Genomic DNA, 22,114 nt, shown 5'->3' on the forward strand with positions numbered 1-22,114 from the left:
GCCTCAGAGTCAAGCGATTATTTTCGCTTTTCTCCGTGAGGTTCTTACCGAACCCCGCTGACCCGGCGGCGTGTTTGCCGTTGTTCCGTGTCAGTGGTGGCGCATTATAGGGAGTTATCTGACGGTGACAAGCAGAAATCTTAAAAAGTTTTCCGTTCGCTTACTTTTCGACCTTTGCGACTATTAATGCCGCGAATTGCGGGTTAATTGCGCAATTTCCCGGGCGAAACTGGAGACCTGGGACCAGTCGGTATAGACCACCTCTTTACGGGTATCCGTTTCGCCGCCTGTCATCTTCATAATAAGGCGGATCATAAAGCGATCGTACCAGCGGTAGCGCGGATAACGCAGCGCACCCGCAAAGACGGCACAGGCAGTTGGCTTCCAGGGTGAGTTCAGTAAAAACTTGCGCGTGTAGCTGTTGGTTTGCGGCGTGCGCTTTTCCGCTTTACGCGCCACCAGATTCACAGAGTAGAAAGCGCCAGGCAGGCTATTCAGCATTGCCGTATGCTTTTTCACGAAGCGATCCACCGCAGGATGGAAATGACCGTAACGAATCGAGGCGCCAATCACCACGCGGTCATACTCCTGCCACGCAATCTCTTCTGTGCGGTTCAGATTGACGACATTCGCATAGATACCCTGCTCTTTTAACTCAGAAGCCAGAAAAGCGGCAATCTCCCGCGTCTGCCCGTCGCGCGTTGAAAATAGAATTAATGTTTTCACAAACGGCTCCCTTATTCGCGCCAGAATGTTGGTGTCAGGAGAACCAACAGCGTAAAGACCTCAAGACGCCCGAACAGCATATTGGCAATCAGGATCCACTTCGCGGTTGGGTTCATACTGGCAAAGTTGTCTGCGACCACGCCAAGGCCCGGCCCCAGGTTGTTCAGTGTGGCGACCACGGAGGCAAACGCCGAAAAGTCATCCACGCCCGTCGCGATGATCGCCAGCATGCTGACGATAAAGACCAGCGCGTAGGCAGAGAAGAAGCCCCACACCGCCTCCAGAATACGCTCCGGCAGTGCGCGGTTGCCCAGTTTGATGCTGTAAACCGCATTCGGGTGTACCAGACGCTTAAGCTCGCGGTTCCCCTGTTTAAAGAGCAGCAGAATGCGGATCACCTTCAGGCCACCGCCCGTCGAACCGGCACAGCCGCCGATAAAGGCCGAACAGAGCAGCAGCACAGGCAGGAAGAGCGGCCAGCGCGCGATACTGTCGGTGGTGAACCCTGCGGTGGTCGCCATCGATACCACCTGGAAGAAAGCCTGATTAAGGGTGGTGACCGCCGAGTCATAGACATCGTGTAGCCACAGCACCAGGGTACAGATAGCCACCAGCGTCAGTTGCACGCCAATGAACATGCGGAACTCCGGGTCGCGCCAGTACACCTTCAGGTTACGGCCGCTTAACAGCGAGAAGTGCAGGCCGTAGTTACAGCCGGAGATAAGCAGGAAGATAGCAATGATGGTGTTGATTGTAGGGCTATCAAAATAGCCGACGCTGGCATCATGGGTTGAGAACCCACCAATGGCGATGGTGGCAAAACTATGGCCAATGGCATCAAAGGCTGGCATCCCGGCGAACCACAGCGCCAGCGCACAGGCGACCGTCAGCAGAACATAGATCAGCCATAACGTTTTGGCCGTCTCGGCAATACGCGGGCGCATTTTATTATCTTTCAGCGGCCCCGGCATTTCGGCACGGTAGAGCTGCATCCCCCCGACGCCCAATATTGGCAGGATAGCTACGGCTAATACGATGATCCCCATACCGCCAAACCATTGCAGCATCTGTCGGTAAAAAAGGATGGCATGAGGTAATGAGTCCAGCCCCACCAGCGTGGTGGCTCCGGTGGTGGTCAGCCCCGAAAAGGATTCGAAGAAGGCATCGGTGATCGTCAGGTTGGGTTGTTCCGAGAAGATGAAGGGTAATGCCCCCACGCTGCCCAGCACGGTCCAGAACAGCACCACGATCAGGAAGCCTTCCCGGGATTTCAGCTCTCCTTTCTGACGGCGGTTAGGCCACCACAGCAGGGAGCCAATCATCAGCGCGACGAAAAAGGTCTGCGTAAAGGCGCGGCCCGCACCATCCCGATAAATAAGCGCTACCAGTCCCGGAAGGATCATCGTCCCGGAGAAAAGTATGACCAGCAATCCAACAATTCGGGTTATGGCACGAAAATGCATCTCTGCCGCTTCCTTTGGTATTCAATAAGTAGGGTGGGGATTATTCTTCAATCGGCCGCAATTGCAACGAACCACGACTAAAATCAGCCAGTTTTGCTGAGAATGCCGGAAGCGCCGCCTGGGGTAATGCCACCCGCAAGTGCACCATCGCCTGGTAGTCACTGTGTACGATCAGGCCCTGATACTGCTTCAGCAAGGCCTCGATGCCGGATAACTGGGCGTAATCGCACAATAAAGTATATTCGGTAAGTGGCGTTTTGCGGATAGTCGTCAGCTGATTAAGCGCCTGCTGGACGCCGCCGCCATAGGCCTTGACCAGCCCACCCGTTCCCAGTAACACGCCGCCGTAGTATCGCACCACGACGGCGGTGATTTCGCCAACGCCGCTGCCCATGAGCTGAGAGAGCATAGGTTTGCCCGCCGTGCCCGCCGGTTCACCATCATCCGAGAACCCGAGCTTTTGCGAGTCGTCAGGCGGCCCGGCCACCCACGCCACGCAATGGTGGCGGGCGTCGGGATGCTCCGCTCTTACTGACTCTACAAACGCCTTCGCCGCCTCCACGCCGTCGGTATGCGCCAACAGCGTGATGAAACGGCTTTTCTTGATCTCTTCCGTAAAGGTGACCGGCGCTGCCGGTATGAGCCAGCTTTCCATTACGCCAGCTTCAGATCTCGCGTCATGTTTTCAGTACCGTTCTCGTGGATCACCACGTTATCTTCGATACGGATCCCACCAAACGGCTTCAGCGCTTCGATTTTCTGCCAGTTGAAGTGTTTGCTGAACTGCCCTTCACGCCACGGCGCCAGCAGCGACTCTATAAAGTAGATGCCCGGCTCGATGGTCAGCACCATGCGCGGTTGCAGAATACGGGTGCAGCGCAGGTAGGGATATTTAGACGGCGCCGCCAGGTGCGTACCGGTATCATCCTGCATAAAGCCCGCCGTATCGTGGACCTGCAGACCCAGCGGATGGCCGATACCGTGCGGCATAAAGGGCCCGGTCAGGTCGTTTTCCACCATCGCCTCTTCGCTCATATCGCTGACGATCTGGTACTTACGCAGCAGTTTCGCAATGCGCTGATGGAACTGGATGTGGTACTCCACGTAGCTCACGCCCGCCTTCATGGTGGCGATCAGGGCAAGCTGTTCATCATTCACGTCTTTGATAAGCGCAGCGAACTCGGTGTCGCTGTTTCCGGCCCAGGTACGGGTCAGGTCAGCGGCATAACCGTTATATTCCGCCCCGGCATCCAGCAGGAAGCTGCGCATTTCGGACGGCGCGCGGTGATCGAGTTTGGTGTAATGCAGCACCGCCGCATGTTCGTTCAGCGCCACGATGTTGCTGTAAGGCACATCGGTATCACGATGGCCGGTCGCCGTCAGGTAAGCCTGGTTAATATCGAACTCGCTCATGCCGGACAGGAACGCTTCATGTGCCGCACGATGGCCGTTAACCGCGGTTTTTTGCGCTTCACGCATACACGCCAGTTCATAATCGGTCTTATATGAGCGGTAATAGTGCAGATAGTCGATCACCCCTTTCGGATTGACGTTTTCCGCTGTGATCTCCATGGCAAGTGCCCGTTCAGGCACCGGGCCAATATAGGCAATGTTACCGCGAGCCGCGGGTAACTGGCTGCTAATACCGTCCGCTTTCGGCAGGGCAATCACCTCTACCTCGTCCGTCCAGAATGAGGTCGGCAGCGGCTCCACGTTGTGCCAGTAATCCACTGGCAGATAGAACCAGAGTTTCGGCTTGTTCACACCATCCACCAGCAACCAGCAATTGGGAACCTGCGTTACCGGCACCCAGGCTTTAAATTGCGGATTCACCTTGAAGGGATAAGCATGATCGTCAAGGAAGACATTAAACAGTTCGCCGGAGTGGATGAGCAACGCATCCAGCTTAAAGCGAGCCAGTACGTCGCGTGTACGTTCCTGTAACGTAACAATATGATTTTTGTAGAGCGCGGCCAGTGAGTCCATCATTATTCCTTTCGTTTTGACCTCAAGTCCCCGCATCTTAGCACACCTCAGAAAAGCTGCGAGATCTTCGCCGAGCGTGATCAGACCTACAATTATTTAATGACTAATTTGCATTTCATTAACACAAAACCCACACTCCGTTTCATCTGGTATGACCAGATCCAATTGCTGGATTCAGGAGACTGACATGCTCTACAAAGGCGACACCCTGTACGTAGACTGGCTGGAAGGTGGCATTGCCGAACTGGTGTTCGACGCCCCCGGCTCAGTGAACAAGCTTGATACCGCAACCGTGGCCAGCCTTGGCCAGGCGCTGGACGTTCTTGAAAAACAAACCGATTTAAAAGGTCTGCTGCTGCGTTCCGAAAAAGCGGCATTTATTGTCGGCGCAGACATCACCGAATTCCTCTCGCTGTTCCTGGTACCACAGGAGCAGCTGAGCCAGTGGCTCCATTTCGCCAACAGCGTCTTTAACCGTCTGGAAGATCTGCCGGTTCCGACCCTTTCTGCGGTTAATGGCTATGCGCTGGGTGGCGGCTGTGAATGCGTGCTGGCGACCGATTATCGTCTGGCGACGCCGGATCTGCGCATTGGTCTGCCTGAAACGAAGCTGGGCATCATGCCGGGCTTTGGCGGCTCGGTACGTCTGCCGCGCCTGCTGGGTGCCGATAGCGCCCTGGAAATTATTGCCGCGGGTAAAGATGTCAGTGCCGATCAGGCATTAAAACTCGGTCTGGTGGATGGCGTCGTTAAGCCGGAAAAACTTCATGAAGGGGCACTGGCGATACTGCGCCAGGCGATTAACGGCGATCTCGACTGGAAAGCAAAACGCCAGCCGAAACTGGAGCCGCTGCACTTAAGTAAAATTGAAGCCACCATGAGCTTCACCATCGCTAAAGGCATGGTGATGCAGACGGCGGGTAAACACTATCCGGCGCCCATCACCGCGGTGAAAACCATCGAAGCCGCCGCACGTCTGGGCCGTGACGAAGCACTGAAATTAGAAAACCAAAGTTTCGTTCCGCTGGCTCACACCAACGAAGCGCGTGCCCTGGTGGGTATTTTCCTCAACGATCAGTTCGTGAAGGGCAAAGCGAAGCAGCTGACCAAACATGTCGAGACGCCAAAACAGGCTGCGGTGCTGGGTGCGGGCATTATGGGCGGCGGTATTGCGTATCAGTCGGCATGGAAAGGCGTGCCGGTTGTCATGAAAGATATCAACGACAAATCCCTGACGCTGGGCATGACGGAAGCGGCCAAGCTGCTGAACAAACAGCTGGAGCGCGGCAAGATCGACGGTCTGAAGCTCTCCGGGGTGATCTCTACTATTCATCCGACGCTGGAATACAGCGGTTTCGATCGCGTGGATGTGGTCGTCGAAGCGGTAGTTGAAAACCCGAAAGTGAAAAAAGCGGTGCTGGCGGAAACAGAAGAGAAGGTTCGCCCGGAGACTGTGCTGGCATCCAACACCTCTACCATACCAATCAGCGAACTGGCCAGCGTGCTGAAGCGCCCGGAAAACTTCTGCGGTATGCACTTCTTTAACCCGGTGCACCGTATGCCGCTGGTTGAAGTGATTCGCGGAGAAAAGACCTCCGATGAAACGATCGCCAAAGTGGTGGCGTGGGCCAGCAAGATGGGCAAAACCCCGATTGTGGTGAATGACTGCCCGGGCTTCTTCGTCAACCGCGTGCTGTTCCCCTACTTTGCCGGTTTCAGCCAGCTGCTGCGCGACGGGGCGGATTTCCGCAAGATCGACAAAGTGATGGAAAAACAGTTTGGCTGGCCAATGGGCCCGGCCTATCTGCTGGATGTGGTCGGCATTGATACCGCCCATCACGCCCAGGCGGTGATGGCGGCTGGTTTCCCGGCGCGGATGCAGAAAGATTACCGCGACGCCATCGACGCACTCTTTGAATCGAATCGCTACGGTCAGAAAAACGGCCTCGGCTTCTGGCGTTATAAAGAAGACAGCAAGGGCAAACCGAAGAAAGAGGAAGATGCCACCGTGGACAGCCTGCTGGCAGATGTCAGCCAGGCGAAGCGCGATTTCAGCGACGAAGAGATCATTGCCCGCATGATGATCCCGATGGTCAATGAAGTGGTGCGCTGTCTCGAAGAGGGCATTATCGCCAGCCCGGCGGAAGCCGATATGGCGCTGGTGTACGGCCTGGGCTTCCCTCCGTTCCACGGCGGCGCGTTCCGCTGGCTGGATACGCTCGGCAGCGCCCGCTATCTGGATATGACGCAACAGTACGAGCATCTCGGCCCGCTGTATCACGCCCCGGAAGGTCTGCGTGCCAAAGCGCGTCACAACGAAGCGTACTATCCCCCGGTTGAGCCTGCCCGTCCGGTTGGCGCAATCAAAACGGCTTAAGGAGTCACAATGGAACAGGTTGTCATTGTCGATGCAATTCGCACCCCGATGGGCCGTTCGAAGGGCGGCGCATTTCGTAACGTGCGCGCGGAAGATCTCTCCGCACATTTAATGCGTAGCCTGCTGGCGCGCAACCCGGCGCTGGAAGCCACCGCGCTAGACGATATCTACTGGGGCTGCGTACAGCAGACCCTGGAGCAGGGTTTTAACATTGCCCGTAACGCCGCGCTGCTGGCGGAAATCCCGCACTCAGTACCGGCTGTCACCGTCAACCGCCTGTGCGGTTCGTCGATGCAGGCCCTGCACGATGCGGCACGCATGATCATGACCGGCGACGCGCAGGTGTGCATGATTGGCGGCGTGGAACACATGGGCCACGTGCCGATGAGCCACGGCGTCGATTTTCATCCCGGCATGAGCCGTACCGTGGCGAAAGCCGCGGGCATGATGGGGCTGACGGCAGAGATGCTCTCCCGTCTGCACGGCATCAGCCGTGAAATGCAGGACAGCTTTGCCGCCCGCTCGCACGCCCGTGCCTGGGCCGCGACGCAGTCCGGCGCCTTCAAAAATGAGATCCTGCCGACGGGCGGCCACGATGCCGATGGCGTGCTGAAACAGTTCTACTTCGACGAAGTGATCCGTCCGGAAACCACCGTTGAAGCGCTCTCCACGCTGAAACCGGCCTTTGATCCGGTGACCGGCACCGTGACGGCGGGCAGCTCTTCCGCCCTCTCCGATGGTGCTGCCGCCATGCTGGTCATGAGCGAAAGCCGCGCCCGCGAGCTGGGTCTGACGCCGCGCGCCCGTATCCGCTCGATGGCGGTCGTGGGCTGCGATCCATCGATTATGGGTTACGGCCCGGTACCGGCCTCAAAGCTGGCGCTGAAAAAAGCCGGGCTTTCCACCAGCGATATCGACGTGTTCGAGATGAACGAAGCCTTCGCCGCGCAGATCCTGCCGTGCATTAAGGATCTGGGCCTGATGGATCAGATCGACGAGAAGATTAACCTCAACGGCGGCGCCATTGCGCTGGGTCACCCGCTGGGCTGTTCCGGGGCGCGTATCAGCACCACGCTGATTAACCTGATGGAACGTAAAGATGCTCAGTTTGGTCTGGCGACCATGTGTATCGGCCTGGGTCAGGGGATCGCGACGGTGTTTGAGAGGGTGTAATCGAAGAATATTCCCCTAAATCATTCGCGTTGCATCGCGGCGGCAACTGCGCGAATCCCCGGGAGCATAGTTAACTATGTGACCGGGGTGAGCAAAGGCAGCCAACAAAGAGGCAGCGTGAATGATGACGGGGAAAGTTTTAGTTGCCGTTTTCCCGCCTGTCAGGGGCGGGTTTTTTTCGTCTCAAATAAAGGCAAATGCGTCGCCAAACAGACGATCTTCACGCGCGCCACGCTCGTTGCAGAACAGGTCACGGGCAATTTTCGCCATTTCGAAACGACCGGCAATATAGATATCGTGATTTACCAGGGTGCCATGATCCTGCAGTACCGCCGTTAACACGGTGCCGCTGCGGCCGCGCCATCCCTCTTCCGGCTGCTCCACCACCGGCTCAACGCGCAGGTTTGGATGGGTCACGCTCAGCGCTTCCAGCTCGGACAGATCGTAAAGGTGCTTCGACTCGCGGCCACCCCAGTAGATGGTGATATCCCGGTCCGGATTACGCGCCAGCGCCGTCAGCAGAATAGAGCGCGCGTAGGAGAAACCGGTGCCGCCGGCAATCAGGATCAGTGGACGCTCTTCGTCATCGCGCAGCCAGGCTTCCCCGTGAGGCATATCAACTTCAATCACGTTCTCTTTCAGAATGCGATCCATCACCGCCATCGCATACAGGTTGAGCTCCGACGCCCCAATGTGCAGCTCGATAAACTCTTGCTCATCCGGCGTGGAGGCCATTGAGAAAGGGCGCTTATCCCGTTCATCCATCACCACCATCAAATACTGGCCAGCGCGGAAGGAGAACGCCGATTCAGGTACTAAACGGACGCGATATACAGTGTCGGTGATAGCGTCTACCGAGGTCACTTTACAGCTTAAGGTTGTCATTCGCTCTCTCTGTCGGGAAGTCTATAGGGCATAACGGGCGCCTTCAGGCGTCTTTACCGTTATTCATTATGGCCAGTTCATCCCAGATCGCGTCAATTCGCGCAGTCACCTCAGGATCCTTTTTGATCGGTCGACCCCATTCACGTTGGGTTTCGCCGGGCCATTTATTGGTGGCATCCAGTCCCATTTTTGAGCCAAGACCGGAAACCGGCGAGGCAAAATCCAGGTAATCAATTGGCGTGTTTTCGACTAACACGGTATCGCGTGCCGGATCCATACGGGTGGTAATGGCCCAGATTACGTCATTCCAGTCTCGGGCGTTGACGTCATCATCGCAAACGATCACAAACTTGGTATACATAAACTGGCGCAGGAAAGACCATACGCCCATCATCACCCGTTTAGCGTGACCCGCATACTGCTTCTTAATGGTTACTACCGCCAGGCGATAAGAGCACCCTTCCGGCGGCAGATAGAAATCAACGATCTCCGGGAACTGTTTTTGCAGAATAGGCACAAACACTTCGTTGAGCGCCACGCCCAGTACGGCAGGTTCATCTGGTGGACGGCCGGTATAAGTGGAGTGGTAAATCGCATCTTCCCGCTGGGTAATGTGCGTTACGGTAAATACCGGGAAGTTGTCTATTTCATTGTAATAGCCGGTGTGGTCGCCATACGGCCCTTCCGGGGCCATCTCTCCAGATTCGATGTAGCCTTCGAGGACGATTTCAGCGCTGGCGGGCACTTCCAGATCGTTAGAAACGCACTTCACCACTTCGGTTTTGGTGCCACGCAGTAACCCGGCAAAGGCATATTCCGACAGCGTGTCGGGCACCGGCGTCACTGCGCCGAGTATAGTGGCCGGATCGGCACCCAGCGCCACGGAGACCGGGAAGCGTTCGCCCGGATGCGCAGCACACCACTCCTGGAAATCAAGCGCGCCGCCGCGGTGCGACAGCCAGCGCATAATGAGTTTGTTTTTACCGATCAGCTGCTGACGGTAGATCCCAAGATTCTGGCGCTCTTTGTGCGGCCCGCGCGTTACGGTCAGGCCCCAGGTGATCAGCGGGGCGGCGTCTTCTGGCCAGCACTGCATGATGGGAATTCGGGTCAGATCGACCGCATCGCCTTCCACGATTTTCTGCTGGCAGGGGGCACCACGCAGCCGTTTGGTCGGCATGTTCAACACCTGCTTAAACTGCGGCAGCTTATCAAAGAGATCGCGAAAACCTTTTGGTGGCTCAGGCTCTTTCAGAAAAGCCAGCAGCTTACCTACTTCACGCAACGCGCTGACATCTTCCTGCCCCATCCCCATCGCCACACGCCTGGGTGTGCCAAACAGGTTACAGAGCACCGGCATGGTGTAGCCTTTCGGATTTTCAAACAGCAGCGCGGGCCCACCGGCACGCAGGGTGCGGTCGGCAATCTCTGTCATCTCCAGATAAGGATCGACAGGCAGGGTAATACGTTTGAGTTCGCCCTGCTTTTCCAGCAGTTCCAGGAAGTCGCGTAGATCGTTGTATTTCATGCAGTTAGTCAAGCTCTCTCTGTATGCGGTTCATTATACGGCGTAAGACTGCGTGATGCTGTATTTTTGTTAAATTAGCGTGAAGATTCACGGCTTCTTCTGCGTACTGCCATTATAATCAGCTTAGCGATCCCGCCAGGGTTTTGATATGCTTGCCGGCATAACAAGCGGAAAAGAGTCATTATGCGGGCCTGGTATTTACTGTATTGCAAGCGTGGGCAACTTCAGCGTGCTCAGGAACATCTGGAACGCCAGGCAGTGAACTGTCTGACGCCTGTGATCACGCTGGAAAAAATGGTTCGCGGTAAACGTACAACCGTCAGCGAGCCGCTGTTCCCTAACTATCTGTTTGTTGAATTCGACCCTGAAGTGATCCACACCACCACCATCAATGCGACGCGCGGCGTCAGCCACTTCGTGCGCTTTGGCGTTCATCCGGCCACGGTGCCCTCTTCCGTCATCCACCAGCTCTCGGTTTATAAACAGCCAGAAGGCATGACCGATCCTGATACGCCCTTCTCCGGCGATGATGTGGTGATCACCGAAGGGGCGTTCGAAGGGTTGGTAGCGATTTTCGCTGAGCCGGATGGGGAAGCCCGCTCCATGCTGCTGCTGAACTTGCTGAATAAAGAAGTGAAGCAGAGCGTGAAAAACACCAGTTTCCGCAAAGTTTAAAAGTCGACGCCAAACAGACGACGCACGTTGTCATCCGTCTGCGCAGCCAGCCACTGCGTCTCTTCGCCGCGCCAGTGGGCCACCCGCTCAAGAATATGGCCCAGCAAGGCTGGCTCATTACGCCGTGAGGCCGGTTTAGGGCTGAGATCGCGCGGCAGCAGGTACGGCGCATCGGTCTCAATCAGCAGGCGCTCGGCAGGAATAACCGGCAACAGTTCACGCAGCGCCAGCCCGCGCCGTTCATCGCAGACCCAGCCGGTGATCCCCAGATATAAGCCACGATCCAGACAAGCTATCGCCTCCTCACGCGTGCCGGTAAAACAGTGCAGCACCGCGCCGGGCAGTTTATCCAGCCAAGGTTCCAGCAACGCCAGAAAGCGTTCGTGAGCGTCACGGCAGTGCATAAATACCGGCATACCCAGCTCCGCGGCCAGTGCAAGCTGGGCGCTAAAGGCATGCTCCTGCTCGGTGGGGGTGGAGAAGTTGCGATTAAAGTCGAGGCCACACTCTCCGATTGCCACCACCTCAGGCGAGGCGGCTAACGCCCGCAGCGTATCTGCGCTCTCTGTCGTCCACTGGCTGCTGTCGTGAGGATGAACGCCTGCCGTTGACCAGCAGCGATCGTAACGTTGCGCCAGCTGCTGCGCCTGCTCACTTTCATCCAGGTTGGTGCCCGTCAGCAGTAAGCCCTTTACCCCGGCAGCGAAGGCCCTGGCAACGACCTCATCGCGATCCTGGGCAAACTGGGGACTGGTCAGGTTAAGACCGATATCAAACATACTCGCTCCCATATGACAACCGCCCTGGCGGGCGGTTGGTTTTATTCTTCTGACTCTTCCTCGTGATCTTCACGTCGCTTTCCAATATAGAAGCGCGAGAAGAAGACGCCGACCTCAAACAGGCAATACATCGGGATTGCCAGCAGGGTTTGCGAGAAGACATCCGGCGGCGTTAGCATCATGCCAATGACGAAGGCACCCACCAGAATGTACGGACGCTTTTTACGCAAGTCTTCCGGCGTGGTGATCCCCACCCAGCAGAGCAGCACGATGGCAACCGGCACCTCAAACGCCACGCCGAAGGCCATAAACAGCGCCATCACAAAGCTCAGATAACTGGCAATGTCCGTCGAGACCTGGACCCCTACCGGCGCGGTGTTTGCCAGGAAGCCAAAGGCCAGGGGGAAAACCACGAAGTAGGCGAAGGCCATGCCGATATAAAACAGCAGCGAGCTGGAGACCAGCAGCGGGATCACCAGACGGCGTTCATGCTTATACAGCGCAGGGGCAATAAAGGCCCAGACCTGGTAAAGGATCACCGGGGCAGAAGCAATCAGCGACACCCAGAAGGTCAGCTTAATCGGCGTGAAGAAGGGCGACGCGACATCGGTCGCAATCATGGTTGCGCCCAGCGGCATCTGTTTAATCAGCGGCGCAGAGACCACCTGATAGATGTCGTTGGCGAAATAGACCAGGCCTATAAAAATGAGGAAGACCGCAATAATGCAGTTCAGCAGGCGCTTACGCAGCTCGATCAGGTGCGTAATCAGCGGTTGAGTTTCATCTACTGCCATATTTACGCTTTATCACTCGACGAGGGGGACGCATCAGCGACGGGGGCAGGCTTCTTCTCTGCGGACGCTGGCGTCGGTTCTGAATTTTTGATCACCGGCTCTGAAGGCGTCTGTTCGGGCGCACTGGCCTGGTGTTCTGCGGTAGCAGGCGTCACGCCTTCGTGCTGCGCTTCGTTATCTTTGACCAGCGGGTTGCGAATGGTGTTGGCTTCATCACTCGCTTTTTCCGGGTCGTTAACGCTGTAGGAGCGCTTCATGGATTCCGCCGCTTCGCGCAGTTCATCCATGGAGGCTTTGAGTTCCGGCGTCAGGTTTTCCATGCTCGCCTTCTCCACTTTTTTCAGGCTGTCCTGAAACTCCTGCAGCTTAAGCTCCTGCGCCAGCTCGTTTTGAACCGTTGTCGCAAGCGAACGTAGCGCCCGCACCCAGCCTGCAATTGTTTTTACTGCCACCGGCAAACGCTGTGGCCCCAGTACAATGAGGCCAATCACGAATACCAGCAGCAGTTCGCTAAAACCAATATCAAACACGGATTACACCTGCTCGTTATCGTGGCGTTTAGCATTTTCCTTTTTGACGTCGTCTGGTTTATCGGCGATAGATTTAGCAGTGAAATCCGCGTCCTGGCTGGATTTGTCCTGCTTCTCGTCATCGTCTTTGATCGCTTTCTTGAAGCCTTTGATGGAGGCGCCAAGATCGGAACCGATAGAACCCAGTTTTTTGGTACCGAAAAGCAGCACGACGATGACGGCAATAATCACCAATTGCCAGATACTGATACCACCCATACTTCTTCCTCAGTTGTAGATGATAAATTAATCAGGCCGCATTATACGTTATGCGGCCCTGCGATAGCGATGCAATTCAGCGTGTTTTACGCCATCCTGCCAGCCAGACCACCACTCCACCGGCCATCAGCCAGGCGGGCATCAACTCCCAGTCAGGACGGTTGATTAGCAATAGCGTGCCGCTTAACAACAGCGTGGCGCCTATACCAAACAGATACCGGGACTGGCCCTGACGCACATGATTGGTTTGCAGCTCACGAGCGATTTTATCTACGCTATGTTGCAAGTTTTTGCTCTGACGCAAACTGTCGTACACCAGTTCCGGCAGTTCGGGCATTTTTTCGATCCAGAAAGGTGCTTTCTCTTTCAGGGAGCGGACCAGGGCAGGCAGCCCAACCTGGTCTTTGATCCAGGACTCAAGGAACGGTTTTGCCGTTTTCCATAAGTCTAACTGAGGATAGAGTTGCCGCCCCACCCCTTCAACGTAAAGTAATGTTTTCTGCAGTAAAACTAATTGCGGCTGCACTTCCATATTGAAGCGACGGGCGGTATTGAACAGGTTCAGCAGCACATGGCCAAACGAGATCTCCGCCAGCGGTTTCTCGAAAATGGGCTCGCAAACCGTACGAATGGCGAACTCAAACTCTTCGACGTTGGTGTCCGGTGGAACCCAACCGGAGTCGACGTGCAGTTCAGCCACTTTGCGGTAATCGCGGTTAAAGAAGGCGATAAAGTTCTCGGCCAGATAGCGCTTATCTTCTTTGTTCAGCGAGCCGACGATACCGCAGTCAATGCCGATGTATTGCGGATCTTCTGGGTGCTCGTAGCTAACAAAGATATTGCCCGGGTGCATATCGGCATGGAAGAAGCTGTCGCGGAACACCTGGGTAAAGAAGACCTGTACGCCACGCTCGGCCAGCAGCTTCATGTTGGTGCCCTGCTTTTCGAGGGTCGCGACGTCCGATACCGGGATGCCGTAGATGCGCTCCATCACCATCATGTCCTGGCTGCAATAGTCGGAGTAGACCTCCGGCACATACAGCATCGGGCTGTTTTCAAAATTGCGGCGCAGCTGAATCGCGTTCGCCGATTCACGCAGCAGATTCAGCTCATCAATCAGCGTCTTTTCATATTCACGCACCACTTCCATCGGACGCAGGCGACGGCCATCAGGCAACAGACGCGGCACCCAGCGAGCCAGACGGTAGATGAGTCTCATGTCGGCTCTGATGATCGGCAGAATATCCGGGCGGATCACCTTGATGACCACCTCTTTGCCGTTCTCTTTCAGCCGCGCGGTGTGAACCTGGGCGATAGAGGCCGAAGCCAGCGGTTGGATGTCGAAGTCATCGAACCAGCTTTCTACCGGGATATCACCCATCGCCTTTTCGATCTGCCGCTTTGCCAGCCGGCCATCGAACGGGGCGACTTTATCCTGCAGCAGAGCCAGCTGATCGGCAATCTGGGGAGGGAAGAGATCGCGGCGGGTCGAGAGCATCTGGCCGAACTTGATCCAGACCGGACCCAGCTCCTGCAACGCCAGCCGCAGCCGCTCACCGAGCAGCTTGTCTTTATGGCGATTTGGCATCCAGAATAGCGTTTGCCGCCAGAGGCGCAGCGGCAAGGTAATACGCATTCGAGGGATCAACTCATCGAGCCCGTAGCTCAAAAAGGTGCGGATGATAAAATAGAGGCGCCGAATTTCACCTGGCGTCATTTGCCCTCCAGCTTTTCAAGCCTTTTAGTCAGTGCATCAACCGAACGTTCAACCGCTGCGGTTTCTTCTGCAAACCATGCTGCTTCCAGCGGCCCGGGAGCCATGCGCCACTCTTCGGTAAGCACCTCCGCAGCATAGCGCTGCTGACGCTGAAAACCTTTTTTCAGCAATGAGGCGCCGCCGCGCAGCACTTTACTGATCCCCTCTGCGGCAATATCGCCCGTCCAGGGAGCCAGCAGTTCTGCCGGTTCAAATTCCGCCAGGTCAGCCAGCGAAACGAAGTTTTGTACCACCTGGATATCGCCTTCGACTTCCAGCTCACCGCTACGGATCAGGGCGGTGAGCTGCTGGCGATCGCGCAGTTTAGGCAGCGTACTCATATGGGTGATAACAGAGCAGTCAGCCTCGCCCTCCCACTCGCCCAGCACGTCGAGCTGACGCTCGCTAAATACCAGCACCAGCGGGGTGGAAAACTCTTTTACCACCACGCGCAGCACTTTACCGTTCAGTCGCTGGCGTGCCGTTTTGAGCGCGGGCGAGCGATACAGAAAGGTATTGAGTACGTTTTCAACACCGGCTGTGATCAAGGGTTTAAACGGCATCTGCCACCTCCACTCAGAACTTGTACCCGCGATGCAGGGCGACAACGCCCGCGGTCATGTTGAAGTAATCAACATTGTCAAAGCCCGCATCCTGCATCATAGCCTTTAACGTGTCCTGGTTAGGGTGCATACGGATGGACTCGGCCAGGTAGCGATAGCTGTCGGCATCGTTAGCAACCACTTCACCAATGCGCGGCAGAATGTGGAAAGAGTAAGCGTCGTACGCTTTGCTCAGGGGCTCAATAATCGGTTTAGAGAACTCCAGCACCAGCAGGCGTCCACCCGGTTTCAGCACGCGGTACATGGAACGCAGCGCTTTCTCTTTATCGGTGACGTTACGCAGACCGAACGAGATGGTGATGCAGTCAAAAGTGTTATCCGGGAAAGGCAGCGCCTCGGCGTTCGCCTGGACGTACTCAACGTTGCCGACCACACCGAGATTGCGCAGTTTCTCACGCCCCATTTTCAGCATGGAGTCGTTGATATCAGCCAGCACAACGCGGCCTGTTTCCCCTACCAGACGCGAGAATTTCGCGGTAAGGTCGCCGGTCCCGCCCGCCAGATCAAGCACGGTTTGCCCACGACGCACGCCGCTACAATCAATAGTGAAGCGCTTCCACAAGCGATGAATGCCGAATGACATCAGGTCATTCATTACATCGTACTTCGCCGCCACGGAATGGAATACGTGGGCCACCATGTCAGCTTTCTGCGCTTTAGCGACAGTCTGAAAGCCAAAGTGCGTTGTGTCTTGTGAATCTTCAACCATCTCAGAGCCTGCTTATCAATCAAATGTACGAGAAGTGTAACAGATTGGGCGAATTTGCCCTACGATTCAACCACCCCAGGAATAACGCCCTACAGGTCTGCCGACGCGTGTGCCTCTGCTAACGTATTGTTTGTCTTTTGAACATCGCCCTCGCCACGCAACCGGTACTCTTCATCCTGCGCGGTGGCCTGCTCGACTAAATCCGGATTAATCTCGCGTTTAACCTCCACGCCAAGGCTGCGGAACGATTCGGCCTGAGCCAGCAGGTTGCCGCGACCGGAGGCCAGCTTTTTCATCGCCTGACGATAGTTATCCTGGGCGCGATCCAGACTCTGCCCAACGGACGACATGTCATCGACGAACAGGCGCATTTTGTCGTACAACCGGCTGGCGCGATCGGCAATCTGCTGGGCATTGCGGCTCTGATGCTCGTAGCGCCAAAGATTAGCAATGGTACGCAGCGCCACCAGCAGCGTGGTCGGGCTGACCAGCATAATGTTGTTTTTTAACGCTTCGGAGATCAGCTCCGGCTGGCGGTCCAGCGCCAGTAAGAAGGCGGGTTCAACCGGGATAAACATAAGCACATAGTCAAGCGAACGCAGGCCGGGTAACTGCTGATAATCTTTACGCCCCAGCAGGCGAATGTGGTTCCGCACCGAGGCGATATGCTCCTGCAACGCCGTCTCGCGGGTGTAGTCGTCCTCGGCATTAAAGTAACGCTCATAGGCCACCAGCGTCATTTTGGCATCGATGACCACATCCTTCTCCTGCGGCAGGCGGACAATGACATCCGGCTGCATCCGCGCGCGGGATTCTGTTTCGATACTGACCTGGGTCTGATATTCATGCCCTTCACGCAGGCCGGAAGCTTCCAGTACGCGGGTCAACACCACTTCGCCCCAGTTGCCCTGGGTTTTATTGTCGCCTTTCAGCGCCCGGGTCAGGTTGATCGCCTCCTGGGCCATCTGGGCATTTAGCTGCTGGAGATTGCGAATTTCATGGGCCAGCGTGTGTCGCTCCCGCGCCTCCTGGCCAAAGCTGTCCTGCACCTGGCGACGAAAACCGTCCAGCTGTTCGCGCAGGGGAGTCAGCAGACCGTTCAGGCTCTGACGGTTTTGCTCGTCAACACGGCGGTTGCTCTGCTCAAAGATGCGGTTCGCCAGGTTTTCGAACTGCTCGCTCAGGCGCTGTTCGCTGTTGATCATCTGGCGGATTTTATCTTCCGCATGCAGTTGGGTGGATTCCAGGCGGGTGGTGACTTCGCGCAGGTCGGCTTCCAGCGAGGTGTTGATATCCCGCAGATTACGCAGTTCGTTATTGAGTAGCTCGCACTCGTCGCGCCAGTGTCCGCTTTGCGCCGCCTGTTGTTTCAGCGCGCTTAAGGCAGCCACCATCTCCTCACGTTCGGCCAGCTGATCGGCTTTTTGCTGCGCATGCTGATAGCTGGCGAACAACCAGCCCACGCCGACGCTGACCAGCGCGATAACGACATAAAAAAGGATGGAAATATCCACGACGCCCCCTGCATCAAGGTATGACCCGCACAAAATAGAATTGTGCTGTATAAACGTCCAGTTTGAAAAGGGTTTTCTGCGAGGAGCTACGCAAAGAAAAAGGCCGAACGGGTCGGCCTTTGGCAAAGAAAAGGAGTAATTACAGCAGGCGGCGGGCCGCTTCCACCACGATTTTCACCGCGTGGCTTTCGGTCTGCTTCATGGTCTCGGCGTTCGGGATCTCTTGCTGGGTACGGTTCACAATGACACCCGCAACCATACCGGCACGCAGACCCTGGCTTGCACACATGGTCAGCAGCGTAGCGGATTCCATTTCATAGTTCATAACGCCCATAGACTGCCACTCTTCCATCGAGCCTTTGAAACGGCTGACCACGCGACCGGAGAAGGTATCGTAGCGCTCCTGGCCCGGGTAGAAGGTGTCTGAGGAGGCGGTCACGCCAACGTGAGTGGTTGCGCCGACGGATTTCGCGGCTTCCACCAGCGCGGTGGTGCACTCGAAATCGGCCACTGCCGGGAACTCCATCGGGGCAAAGTGCAGGCTCGCGCCGTCCAGACGCACGGACGCGGTGGTGACCAGTACGTCGCCAACGTTGATGTGCGGCTGGATCGCACCGGTCGTACCGATACGCAGGAAAGTACGGATGCCCAGCTGTGCCAGCTCTTCAACGGCAATAGAGGTAGACGGGCCACCGATACCGGTTGAGCAGACGATCACCGCTTTGCCATCCAGCTCTGCCCGCCAGGTCGTGAATTCGCGATGGGCTGCCAGCTTAACCGGCTTATCCATCAGCGCGGCGATCTTTTCCACACGCTCAGGATCGCCAGGGACGATAGCGAGCGTAGCCCCTTGTAAATCATTTTTAGTGAGGCCGAGATGAAAAACATCAGACTTAGACATAGAAAACTCCTCTGTGGGTCAGTTTGTCAGCAGAAGCAAAGCGGTACTTTACCGGAGCATATAGCTTAATTTCGTGACAGATATCACCGCAAATGAAATTGATTGCATTTAATTACCATGAAATAGTGATTAACATCACATTAACGACTTATATCGTTATCTGTTGCACAAAAGATAGCCTGTTTCGGGCACTGTGGATTGTTAACCTGCGGACTATATTTACTTTTGCGCTAATTGGTACGGAGAATGCCATGACTGGAACATCTGGATTTGCCCCTGCTGCTGATCTGCAAGCCTCAACCGTTGTCACTACCCCCGACGAGGCGATTACCGCCGGGGAGACCTCGATTCCGACCCAGGGCGATAATATGCCTGCTTACCATGCCCGGCCCAAAAATGCGCAAGGGGCATTGCCGATCGTCATCGTGATTCAGGAAATTTTCGGCGTACATGAGCATATTCGCGATATCTGTCGCCGCCTGGCGCTGGAAGGCTATCTGGCGGTCGCGCCGGAGCTCTACTTCCGTCAGGGCGATCCGAACGAGTACAGCGACATCCCTACCCTGTTCAGCAATCTGGTCAGTAAAGTACCGGACGCGCAGGTGCTGGCGGATCTCGATCATGTCGCCAACTGGGCAGCGCGCAACGGTGGCGATCCTCATCGTCTGCTGGCGACCGGTTTCTGCTGGGGCGGACGGATCAGCTGGCTCTATGCCGCCCATAACCCGCAGCTGAAAGCAGCCGTGGCGTGGTATGGCAAACTGGTCGGCGAGAAAACCCTGAACTCACCAAAGCATCCGGTGGATGTGGCTACCGATTTAAACGCCCCCGTGCTGGGGCTCTATGGCGCCGAAGACACCGGCATTCCACTGGATACCGTCGAGACGATGCGTCATGCCCTGCGGGCGGCGAACGCAACGGCGGAGATTGTGGTCTATCCGGGAGCGGGTCACGCGTTTAATGCCGATTACCGTCCGAGCTATCACGAAGAGTCAGCGAAGGATGGCTGGCAGCGGATGCTGGCGTGGTTTGCGCAGTACGGGAATAAAAAGCAACCGTAGGTTCGGGTAAATTGCCGGGTGGCGGCTTCGCCTTACCCGGCCTACAGCCGATTTTGTAGGCCCGGTAAGCGTAGCGCCACCGGGCAAACTGCCGATATCATTAACCCTGACGCAAATTCTGCGCCGCCTTCACCATATTCGCCAGTGCGGCGCGCGTTTCAGGCCAGCCGCGGGTTTTCAGGCCGCAGTCCGGGTTCACCCACAGGCGCTCTGCCGGAATGCGCTGAGCCGCTTTTTGCAGCAGGGCTTCAATCCACTCTACGCTCGGGACGTTCGGGGAGTGAATGTCATAGACGCCCGGGCCGATCTCGTTCGGGTAGTCGAACTCTTCAAACGACTCCAGCAGCTCCATATCCGAGCGTGAGGTTTCGATGGTGATCACGTCGGCATCCAGCGCGGCGATGGAGTCCATGATGTCGTTGAACTCGCAGTAACACATGTGGGTGTGGATCTGGGTCTCATCCTTCGCCACCGCAGCGTTGATGCGGAAGGCTTCCACCCCCCACTTCAGATAGGCATCCCAGTCGCTGCGACGCAGCGGCAGCCCTTCGCGCAGTGCCGGTTCGTCAATCTGGATAATGCCAATACCAGCGGCTTCCAGATCCGCCACTTCGTCACGCAGCGCCAGCGCGATCTGCTTCGCGATGGTCTCACGCGTCACATCCTCACGCGGGAAGGACCAGCAGAGAATAGTCACCGGCCCGGTCAACATGCCTTTTACCGGTTTGTCGGTCAGGGACTGGGCATACTTCGCCCACTCGACGGTGATCGCTTCCGGGCGGCTGACGTCCCCGATCACCACCGGCGGTTTCACGCAGCGGGAGCCGTAGCTCTGCACCCAGCCATTCTGGGTAAAGACGAAACCGTCCAGATGCTCACCGAAGTACTCCACCATGTCGTTACGCTCGGCTTCGCCGTGGACCAGCACATCCAGCCCCAGGCGCTCCTGCTCCACAATCGCCTGCTTGATATGTTCGGCGATGCCGGTGCGGTAGTTGCCTGCATCCAGATTGCCCTTTTTGAAGTCCAGACGCAGGCCGCGGATCTCGGTGGTCTGCGGGAAGGAGCCGATAGAGGTGGTCGGCCAGGCCGGGAGTTTAAAGCGGGCACGCTGGGCTTCAGCACGCACCTCATAAGGACTCTGACGCTGGCTCTCCTTCGCGGTGATGGCGGCCAGACGTTTCTCAACCGCCGGGTTGTGCACGCGGGTAGAGTGGCGGCGGGCCTGAATTGGCGCGCTCCATGCGGTAATCGCCGCCGTATCGCCGCTGTTCAGCGCATCGCGCAGCAGGGCCAGCTCTTCGCATTTTTGTAGGGCAAAGGCAAACCAGCTCTTCACTTCGGCATCCAGACGGGTTTCGACGCTGAGGTCGATCGGGCTGTGCAGCAGGGAGCAGGATGAGGCGATCCACAGATCGCGTTTGCCAACGATCTCTTTAATCTGACCATATTTTTCTGTCAGATCGGCGCGCCAGACGTTGCGACCGTTCACCAGCCCGGCAGAGAGCAGCCAGTCGGACGGCAGACGGGAATGGAGTTCTGCCACGTCATCTTTACCGTGCACCAGATCAACATGCAGCCCCTGCACCGGCAGCGCAGTGATGGTATCGAGATTTGGCGTCACGCCTTCGAAATAGGTGGTGAGCAGCAGCTTCACCTGGCCCGCGAGGGCGTCGTATGCCGGTTTGAAGGCATCCAGCCATGCCTGCGGCAGCTCCAGCACCAGCGCCGGTTCGTCGATCTGTACCCACTCAACGCCGCGTTTCGCCAGTTCGCCCAGCACCTGCTGGTACACCGGCAGGATCTCATGCAGCAGGCTCAGGCGATCAAACTGTTCGCCCTTCACTTTACCGAGCCACAGGTACGTTACCGGCCCCAGCAGAACAGGTTTCACCTGATGGCCGAGGGCCAGGGCTTCGTCCACCTCATCCAGCAACTGGGTCCAGGTCAGTCTGAACTGCTGGCCCTTCACGAACTCCGGCACCATGTAGTGGTAGTTGGTGTTGAACCATTTGGTCATCTCTGCCGCCGCCGCGGGTTCACCCGTTGGCGCACGGCCACGGCCAATGCGGAACAGGGTGTCGATATCTACCGAGCCATCGTTGTTCTGATGACGAGCCGGCACGTTGCCCAGCAGCAGGCTGGTCGTCAGAACATGGTCGTACCAGGCGAAATCGCCCACCGGCAGCAGGTCAATGCCCGCCTGCTTCTGCTGATCCCAGTGGCGGGCACGGAGTTCGCGTCCCACCGCCAGCAGTTCATCACGGGTGGCGTTACCCGCCCAGTAGCTTTCGAGCGCTTTTTTCAGCTCGCGGCGCAGGCCGACGCGCGGGAAACCGAGGGTATGGTTGCGAATTGTCATGATGTGCCCCTTAT

20 protein-coding genes are annotated in these 22,114 nt (G+C 56.7%); 4 read left to right on the forward strand and 16 right to left on the reverse strand.

Annotated features, from left to right (window positions below; translation table 11 throughout):
- Window positions 1-183 precede the first annotated feature (183 nt).
- The 4 genes from hemG to pepQ are packed head-to-tail and all read right to left on the reverse strand — an operon-like array spanning window position 184 to window position 4,175.
- Window positions 184-726 carry a menaquinone-dependent protoporphyrinogen IX dehydrogenase gene (hemG, locus tag WFM46_RS03180; protein WP_336997051.1) on the reverse strand — a complete coding sequence of 181 codons (543 nt, stop codon included), beginning with the start codon at window positions 724-726 and terminating at the stop codon, window positions 184-186.
- Between the two features lie 11 nt (window positions 727-737).
- Window positions 738-2,189, reverse strand: coding sequence for a Trk system potassium transporter TrkH (gene trkH / locus WFM46_RS03185; RefSeq protein WP_103177409.1), 1,452 nt, complete (start codon window positions 2,187-2,189; stop codon window positions 738-740).
- 40 nt (window positions 2,190-2,229) lie between these two features.
- Entirely contained in the window at window positions 2,230-2,844 is a 615-nt protein-coding gene (locus WFM46_RS03190; RefSeq protein ID WP_263950163.1) for an IMPACT family protein, read from the reverse strand.
- Complete coding sequence (gene pepQ / locus WFM46_RS03195) at window positions 2,844-4,175, reverse strand: Xaa-Pro dipeptidase (protein ID WP_336997074.1); 1,332 nt, start codon at window positions 4,173-4,175, stop codon at window positions 2,844-2,846. The genes WFM46_RS03190 and pepQ overlap by 1 nt, the downstream gene beginning before the upstream one ends.
- Window positions 4,176-4,362: 187 nt before the next feature.
- Here pepQ and fadB point away from each other — a divergent pair, with 187 nt between their 5' ends.
- Both fadB and fadA read left to right on the forward strand, forming a co-directional pair.
- Window positions 4,363-6,552 carry a fatty acid oxidation complex subunit alpha FadB gene (gene fadB, locus WFM46_RS03200; RefSeq protein WP_336997052.1) on the forward strand — a complete coding sequence of 730 codons (2,190 nt, stop codon included), beginning with the start codon at window positions 4,363-4,365 and terminating at the stop codon, window positions 6,550-6,552.
- A gap of 9 nt (window positions 6,553-6,561) precedes the next feature.
- On the forward strand, window positions 6,562-7,725 hold the full coding sequence (gene fadA, locus WFM46_RS03205) for an acetyl-CoA C-acyltransferase FadA (protein WP_336997053.1): 1,164 nt from the start codon (window positions 6,562-6,564) through the stop codon (window positions 7,723-7,725).
- Between the two features lie 183 nt (window positions 7,726-7,908).
- Here the strand turns inward: fadA and fre are convergent, their stop codons facing one another.
- Window positions 7,909-8,610 (reverse strand): NAD(P)H-flavin reductase, encoded by a 702-nt coding sequence (fre, locus tag WFM46_RS03210; RefSeq protein ID WP_103825360.1) that lies wholly within the window; start codon window positions 8,608-8,610, stop codon window positions 7,909-7,911.
- Window positions 8,611-8,653: 43 nt separating this feature from the next.
- Entirely contained in the window at window positions 8,654-10,138 is a 1,485-nt protein-coding gene (ubiD, locus tag WFM46_RS03215; RefSeq protein WP_336997054.1) for a 4-hydroxy-3-polyprenylbenzoate decarboxylase, read from the reverse strand.
- A gap of 183 nt (window positions 10,139-10,321) precedes the next feature.
- On the opposite strand from ubiD, the gene rfaH reads away from it, so the two are divergent.
- Window positions 10,322-10,813, forward strand: coding sequence for a transcription/translation regulatory transformer protein RfaH (gene rfaH / locus WFM46_RS03220; RefSeq protein ID WP_103177417.1), 492 nt, complete (start codon window positions 10,322-10,324; stop codon window positions 10,811-10,813).
- On the opposite strand, the gene tatD is transcribed toward rfaH, so the two are convergent.
- The 9 genes from tatD to udp all read right to left on the reverse strand — a co-directional run bounded on the left by tatD (window position 10,810) and on the right by udp (window position 18,677).
- Complete coding sequence (tatD, locus tag WFM46_RS03225) at window positions 10,810-11,592, reverse strand: 3'-5' ssDNA/RNA exonuclease TatD (RefSeq protein WP_336997055.1); 783 nt, start codon at window positions 11,590-11,592, stop codon at window positions 10,810-10,812. The two genes, rfaH and tatD, sit on opposite strands and share 4 nt — an antisense overlap.
- A 41-nt stretch (window positions 11,593-11,633) precedes the next feature.
- Complete coding sequence (gene tatC / locus WFM46_RS03230; RefSeq protein WP_103177419.1) at window positions 11,634-12,386, reverse strand: Sec-independent protein translocase subunit TatC; 753 nt, start codon at window positions 12,384-12,386, stop codon at window positions 11,634-11,636.
- Window positions 12,387-12,388: 2 nt separating this feature from the next.
- Window positions 12,389-12,916, reverse strand: a complete 528-nt coding sequence (gene tatB / locus WFM46_RS03235; protein WP_336997056.1) for a Sec-independent protein translocase protein TatB — start codon at window positions 12,914-12,916, stop codon at window positions 12,389-12,391.
- Between the two features lie 3 nt (window positions 12,917-12,919).
- Entirely contained in the window at window positions 12,920-13,174 is a 255-nt protein-coding gene (gene tatA / locus WFM46_RS03240; RefSeq protein ID WP_103177421.1) for a Sec-independent protein translocase subunit TatA, read from the reverse strand.
- A gap of 76 nt (window positions 13,175-13,250) precedes the next feature.
- Window positions 13,251-14,891 (reverse strand): ubiquinone biosynthesis regulatory protein kinase UbiB, encoded by a 1,641-nt coding sequence (ubiB, locus tag WFM46_RS03245; protein ID WP_103177422.1) that lies wholly within the window; start codon window positions 14,889-14,891, stop codon window positions 13,251-13,253.
- Window positions 14,888-15,493 (reverse strand): ubiquinone biosynthesis protein UbiJ, encoded by a 606-nt coding sequence (gene ubiJ / locus WFM46_RS03250; RefSeq protein ID WP_336997057.1) that lies wholly within the window; start codon window positions 15,491-15,493, stop codon window positions 14,888-14,890. The genes ubiB and ubiJ overlap by 4 nt, the downstream gene beginning before the upstream one ends.
- Window positions 15,494-15,506: 13 nt before the next feature.
- The gene (ubiE, locus tag WFM46_RS03255; RefSeq protein ID WP_103177424.1) at window positions 15,507-16,262 is read right to left on the reverse strand and encodes a bifunctional demethylmenaquinone methyltransferase/2-methoxy-6-polyprenyl-1,4-benzoquinol methylase UbiE; all 756 of its coding nucleotides are present in this window, start codon (window positions 16,260-16,262) and stop codon (window positions 15,507-15,509) included.
- Window positions 16,263-16,351: 89 nt separating this feature from the next.
- The gene (gene rmuC / locus WFM46_RS03260) at window positions 16,352-17,776 is read right to left on the reverse strand and encodes a DNA recombination protein RmuC (RefSeq protein WP_103177425.1); all 1,425 of its coding nucleotides are present in this window, start codon (window positions 17,774-17,776) and stop codon (window positions 16,352-16,354) included.
- Between the two features lie 139 nt (window positions 17,777-17,915).
- Complete coding sequence (gene udp / locus WFM46_RS03265; protein ID WP_045417628.1) at window positions 17,916-18,677, reverse strand: uridine phosphorylase; 762 nt, start codon at window positions 18,675-18,677, stop codon at window positions 17,916-17,918.
- A 251-nt stretch (window positions 18,678-18,928) separates the two neighbouring features.
- Between udp and WFM46_RS03270 the strand changes: the two genes are divergently transcribed.
- Entirely contained in the window at window positions 18,929-19,738 is an 810-nt protein-coding gene (locus WFM46_RS03270) for a dienelactone hydrolase family protein (protein WP_336997058.1), read from the forward strand.
- Window positions 19,739-19,838: 100 nt separating this feature from the next.
- Here the strand turns inward: WFM46_RS03270 and metE are convergent, their stop codons facing one another.
- Window positions 19,839-22,100: a 5-methyltetrahydropteroyltriglutamate--homocysteine S-methyltransferase gene (gene metE, locus WFM46_RS03275; RefSeq protein WP_336997059.1), complete on the reverse strand. Its 2,262-nt coding sequence runs from the start codon at window positions 22,098-22,100 to the stop codon at window positions 19,839-19,841.
- Window positions 22,101-22,114: the final 14 nt, after the last annotated feature.

This window comes from Leclercia sp. M50, from assembly GCF_037150775.1.
Classification (GTDB): Bacteria; Pseudomonadota; Gammaproteobacteria; order Enterobacterales; family Enterobacteriaceae; genus Enterobacter.